Annotated in this window: 7 protein-coding genes and 1 pseudogene; 5 read left to right on the forward strand and 3 right to left on the reverse strand. The window is 63.7% G+C overall.

Going from position 1 to position 4981, the window contains the following annotated elements; genetic code table 11:
- Window positions 1–182: 182 nt before the first annotated feature.
- Window positions 183–779 carry a hypothetical protein gene (locus tag AAC997_RS14920; RefSeq protein WP_340646490.1) on the reverse strand — a complete coding sequence of 199 codons (597 nt, stop codon included), beginning with the start codon at window positions 777–779 and terminating at the stop codon, window positions 183–185.
- A gap of 81 nt (window positions 780–860) precedes the next feature.
- The gene (locus AAC997_RS14925; protein WP_340646491.1) at window positions 861–1451 is read right to left on the reverse strand and encodes a hypothetical protein; all 591 of its coding nucleotides are present in this window, start codon (window positions 1449–1451) and stop codon (window positions 861–863) included.
- Between the two features lie 378 nt (window positions 1452–1829).
- Between AAC997_RS14925 and AAC997_RS14930 the strand changes: the two genes are divergently transcribed.
- From AAC997_RS14930 to AAC997_RS14950, 5 genes are all read left to right on the forward strand, one after another.
- Window positions 1830–2486, forward strand: a complete 657-nt coding sequence (locus tag AAC997_RS14930; RefSeq protein WP_340646492.1) for a recombinase family protein — start codon at window positions 1830–1832, stop codon at window positions 2484–2486.
- 60 nt (window positions 2487–2546) lie between these two features.
- Window positions 2547–2864: a type II toxin-antitoxin system MqsR family toxin gene (locus tag AAC997_RS14935; protein WP_340646493.1), complete on the forward strand. Its 318-nt coding sequence runs from the start codon at window positions 2547–2549 to the stop codon at window positions 2862–2864.
- A complete protein-coding gene (locus AAC997_RS14940) occupies window positions 2857–3303 on the forward strand; it encodes a type II toxin-antitoxin system MqsA family antitoxin (protein ID WP_340646494.1) in 447 nt (148 codons plus the stop codon). Before AAC997_RS14935 ends, AAC997_RS14940 begins: the two co-directional genes overlap by 8 nt.
- Before the next feature lie 92 nt (window positions 3304–3395).
- Window positions 3396–4049: a division plane positioning ATPase MipZ gene (locus AAC997_RS14945; RefSeq protein ID WP_340646495.1), complete on the forward strand. Its 654-nt coding sequence runs from the start codon at window positions 3396–3398 to the stop codon at window positions 4047–4049.
- Window positions 4046–4315, forward strand: a complete 270-nt coding sequence (locus tag AAC997_RS14950) for a hypothetical protein (RefSeq protein ID WP_340646496.1) — start codon at window positions 4046–4048, stop codon at window positions 4313–4315. The genes AAC997_RS14945 and AAC997_RS14950 overlap by 4 nt, the downstream gene beginning before the upstream one ends.
- A gap of 147 nt (window positions 4316–4462) precedes the next feature.
- Here the strand turns inward: AAC997_RS14950 and AAC997_RS14955 are convergent.
- A pseudogene (locus AAC997_RS14955) lies at window positions 4463–4981 on the reverse strand (hypothetical protein); the annotation flags it as partial.

Below are 4981 nucleotides of genomic sequence, written 5' to 3' on the forward strand. Positions count from 1 at the left end.
AGGGCAACCAAATGTATTTCGATGAAGCCCAGCCCAAGAGCCGCGCCACGGTAGTGGTGAACTGTGCCGAGCTTGGGGCTCCTTCCGTCGTGACGTGGCGGCGATAGAGCCGCATAGACGACGGGCGTTGGAGGGCCAGCTAACCACCCTTCTGAGGCCTTGGGAACGTCTGGTCTCGGCATCTAAAACAGGTGGCCCCAGCGGCGCATGATCGTCGCGGCAAACATGTTCTCAAAGGCGCTGTCCGCCTGGGCCCATGCCTCCACCAGGCGCTCTCGATTCCGCCCTCGCGGCCTGGGCTTTCCCTTGTCGGGCCATAGGCGCTTTTCGAGCCTGTGCGCGCGATCCCGCATCCGGTCGATCTGGTCGGCCGACTGCGATTGATAGGTCAGGCGGCCGGCCTGGCGGGACGCGAACACGCCGCCGACCATGGGCAGGACTTCACACCGGCGCCCGTGCTTGGGGCAGAGGAAATAGTACCGCCGGCCGCCGTAGCGCATGGGGCGGCTCTCGAGCTGGATCTCCTGCACGCGTGGATCGCCATTCAGATTGAACCGGACCACCACAAAGCCCGCGTCAGGGTTGGCCAGGTTCACCGTGACGCCGACGCTGCCGGATTCCTCGCCCGTCGCCACCCGCGTCCAACGCTGCACGCCCGACGTGACCGCACCAGGCACAAGGAAGCCCTGGCGACGCATGACGCGGAGATCGAGCCGGATCGCCGCGTCCACCGTTCCCCGGTTTCGCTCCCGGTATCTGCCCGAGCTATAGCCGCCCATATTTTCCGAAATCCTTTGGCTAAGGACCTGTTCTATCAGGTTGGCTTGTCTGGGCCGTGGGTAGCAGTTGCCTGCCCTGGCCTACGCAACGGCGGAAACATCAGAAATCATGCCAGCGGCGTTCTCTGCGGCCCTGCGGGCCGTTGGGCCGATGGCGTGGGCTATGCGGATGCGGGCGCCCTCAATCATGCCTTGGCTGCGGCTCCATCTGTCCGGGACGCCGTACCGCTGGCGGACATCATCGGTTCCGGCCTTCATGAGGTAGGCGTGGCGCTCCCACCACTTTGGGCCGACCGGGCGAACGTCAACGGCCGTCGGGCTGACGCTGGCGGACTGGCGCGCGACCAGGCGGTCAATGGTCTTGGCGAAGCGCTCCCGGAGATGGTCCGGGACATGCGCCACCAGGTGGACATGCTCACCGAGGCTGCGGGTCTTTTCCCGAACCTCAATCCAGGCGAACGGAACACCTGGGGCGTGGCGGTAGAACCAAGCCTTCAGCCCGTCGCGAAGGCGGCCGTTGCGCTCAACCGGGTGGAGGTCCGCCGCCCTGGCTGGGGCGTGGCCCCAGTGGATCGTGGCAAAGGTATTCAGGGGCGCGTTGTTGCGGATGGAGAACAGCCACGCGTCGCGGGCGTTTTCAGCCTGCGGCATGGTGATCTGGCTGTGCTTCACCCTGGCCCGCTGTTTGGGAGGTCGGCGCACCCGCATTCGGTCTGCCAACGCCGCCACGGCGCTGTTGATGGCGGACGAGAATGTCTGTGCTTGTGGTTCAACCATGCAGGTCTGAAGCTCGGAGCTAGCGACACCCCCGCCGCCGCCTGCCCTTTGGGCGGCTGCGTGTGCGCCGTCCCTGGTGCAGGTGCGTCCGGGAACCAGAATATACTGCATAATGTGTCCGGCCCCAAATGTTCTCTATTGGTTCCAGCCTTAAGCCTTTGAAGCCGCAGGCCGTTTCAGCTTTTGGGAACATACACCGACCGTCCGAAAAACTTCTGGCCGGCCAGGCTTGTCACAGGTAAACGTTCGTATGCGTGTGACGGGGCGTCAAAAATGGCCGACGGAAAGTTCGTTGCCTACTACCGGGTGAGCACGGCGCAACAGGGCCATTCGGGCTTGGGCCTGGACGCCCAGCGCGAGGCCGTCATGCGGTATCTGAGCAATGGCGGATGGCCGCCGCTAGCCGAGTTCACCGAGGTCGAAACCGGAAAGGGCGCGAACGCCCTGGATCGCCGGCCCGAGCTGCAGGCCGCCCTCGCCTTCGCCCGCAAGCACAAGGCCACGCTGATCATCGCCAAGCTGGACCGGCTGGCCCGCAACGTCGCGTTCATTTCCGAGCTGATGGAGGCCAAGGTCGATTTCATCGCCGTGGATAATCCCCATGCGACCCGGCTCACCCTGCACATTCTCGCCGCCGTCGCAGAGCATGAGCGGGATATGATTTCCCAGCGGACCAAGGCCGCCCTTGCCGCCGCCAAGGCGCGGGGGCGGGTGCTGGGGGCCAATGGCCGCGTCCTGGCGGATCAGAATAAGGCCGAGGCCGTGGACCGGCTGGCGCCGATCGCCGATCGCCTCCGGGCTTTCAAGGCGGAAGGGCTGACGCTGCGGCGCATCGCCGAGACTCTGAACGCCGATGGCGTCCCCTCCCCTGGCGGCGCGTCCTGGCATCCTGGGAACGTGCAACGGGCCTTGGCGCGGGTCGCGGCCTAAGGTCGCTTACACCATAATGGTGTGCCTTGACTTTACACCATAGTGGTGTCATTTGGTGGCATGACGGAAAAGCGGAAGCCCACCTACGATCTTGAGGGGTTCAAGGCCGCGTTTGCGAGCGTTGATCGCCTGAACGTCACGGGTGTCGCCTTACGCAACGCTGCCGAGCTTGGTTTCGGCCGCGATGAGATCGTCGCGACGGTCCAAACGATGCAGCGCGGCCACTTCTACAAGTCGATGACTGCCTATGCGGATCACCGAGTTTGGCAGGATGTCTACCATGTCCCCTCACCTGCCGGCGTGCTGTACGTGAAGTTCACGGCCGACCTGGTCACCGAGTTTTTGTTGCTGTCGTTCAAGGAGAAAGACAATGGCTGACAATCCAGTCTGTCCCGAAACCGGGGCGCCGATGCGCCGCGACGCGCGGCCGATGACCCTCAATTACAAGGGCCAGTCGATCACCTTCGACATGCCGGGCTGGTATTGCGACGCCTCGGATCAGAGCACCCACACCGGCGAGGATATGAAGGTCTCCGACCGGATGCTGAACCTGCTCAAGGCCCGCAGCGAGGGGTTGATCGAGCCCGAAGGCATCCGCCGCATCCGCAAGAAGCTGGGCCTGAGTCAGGCCGCTGCCGGCGAGCTGATCGGCGGCGGCCCGCGCGCCTTTCAGAAATACGAGGCCGGCGACCTGTTGCCGAGCCGGGCGATCAGCAGTGCGCTTGCGCTTTTAGACAACGATCCCAAGGGCTTGCGGGTGCTTGAGGCCCGGTCTCATCCGGCCGAGGGCCATCAGGCGCTGCAAGCCGCACACTAAGCGATTAATACGCTAAGCGAATATCCGATTGTGGAAATCAGCGACTAAGCCGTTAAGCTCGCTGAAACCATTAATCGCTTACGGGCTTAGTCATGCATACCTGGGCGATCATCAGTCAAAAGGGCGGGCAGGGGAAAACGACCCTGGCCACGGGCTTCGCCGTTGAGGCGGCCCGCGACGGCGCGTCCGTGGTGATCCTCGACACAGACGATCGGCAGGGCACGGCCAGCTATTGGGAAAATGCTCGCGCCACGGATGACGTGACCGTGGTCAACACTGGAATCGCCGTGCTGCCGCTGAATCTGGCCAAGGCCGAGAAGGGCCAGGCGGACCTGGTGATCATCGACACGCCCGCAAATTCCCGCGACATCGCCACGGAGGCCGCCCGCGCGGCCGACTTCGTGTTGATCCCCGTCGTTCCTCGCGCCTTCGACATCGCCTCGGTCCTGCAGACGGTCAAACAGATCAAGCAGGAGGGGACGCCCTTCGCCGTCGTCCTTTCCCAGGTGAAGCACACAGGGAGCGAGGCCGACGACACGGCCGCCTCTTTTGTCGGGATGGGCGTCGTGGTGTTGGCGACCCGCCTTCACGACCGCAAGGATTTCAGCAACGCGGTCGGGCTGGGGCAGGCGGCTACCGAATACGATCCGAAGGGCAAGGCCGCCGCCGAGCTGCGGGCCGCGTTTGATGAAGTTAAGCGACTAAGCGATTTTGCGACTAAGCGAGCTAAGCGGGGGACGACGTGAGCAAGCCAAAGCCAAATCTGCGGGCGATGTTCGATGCGCCCGAGCCCCAGGCCGAACCGGCGCCGGCCTTGGCCGTGTCGCCGGCAGCGGCGAAGAAGGACAGCCATCCGGGCAAGAAGCCGGTGCTGATCCACATTCCCGAGGCCATGCACAAGGATCTGCGGCGCTTGGCGCTAGAGGACGGGATTCCGCTCACGCAGATCACCGAGCGGCTGTTGAGGGAGTTCCTGGTCAAGAAGGGCTACACGCAGCACTCCGCCAAGTAGAGGTAAGGACCGCGCCGCGCCTGCCGGGAAGAGGAGGGCGTTGCCTACAAGCAGACGTTCCCAGCTTCGGAGAAGGGTGGCAAGCGAGCGGAACCAGGGGACTCTGCCTCAGCGCTCAAATGTCTCGGAAGATTGCGTAGCTTTGGCTTACTGGATGGGCTTTGGCGAGCTTCGCGGCCGCCCGTAGGTGAGACCACACACCACTTCAAAGGTCAGCACCCCGTCCTGTGCATGGGGCGATAGCAGAGCGTGCATGTCGGCGTCGAACTGCTCGGCGCGAGCCCCCATTTTGGACCGGACCCAGGTGCCGCGTGAATGCTCACCATCAATGAAGTCATCTATTCGTTGGGTGATTTTCGACGTGAAGGATTTTCGGCCAGCTATATCCATCCAGGCTTCATGGACGTGAACGGCGGCGCTGAAGCCAACAGGATCGTATCGTCCGCCCATCGCTGGAATCCATTTTGCCATCATCGCCTTGTACCCGTTCGCCCACGGTGGGTCGTGGGGCTCGTCACCGCCAACGATCGCTACGATCCCCTTTGGGGCCAAGTGCTGAACAAGGCGGGGGAACAGCAATGCATGGTCCATCCAATGGATGCTCGCCCCGGCAGTCGCTAAATCATAGGGTCCGCCCATCGGCGCACTTTCGGCCGTCGCTTCGAT

This window comes from Phenylobacterium sp. (genome assembly GCF_037968635.1).
Taxonomy (GTDB): Bacteria; Pseudomonadota; Alphaproteobacteria; order Caulobacterales; family Caulobacteraceae; genus Phenylobacterium.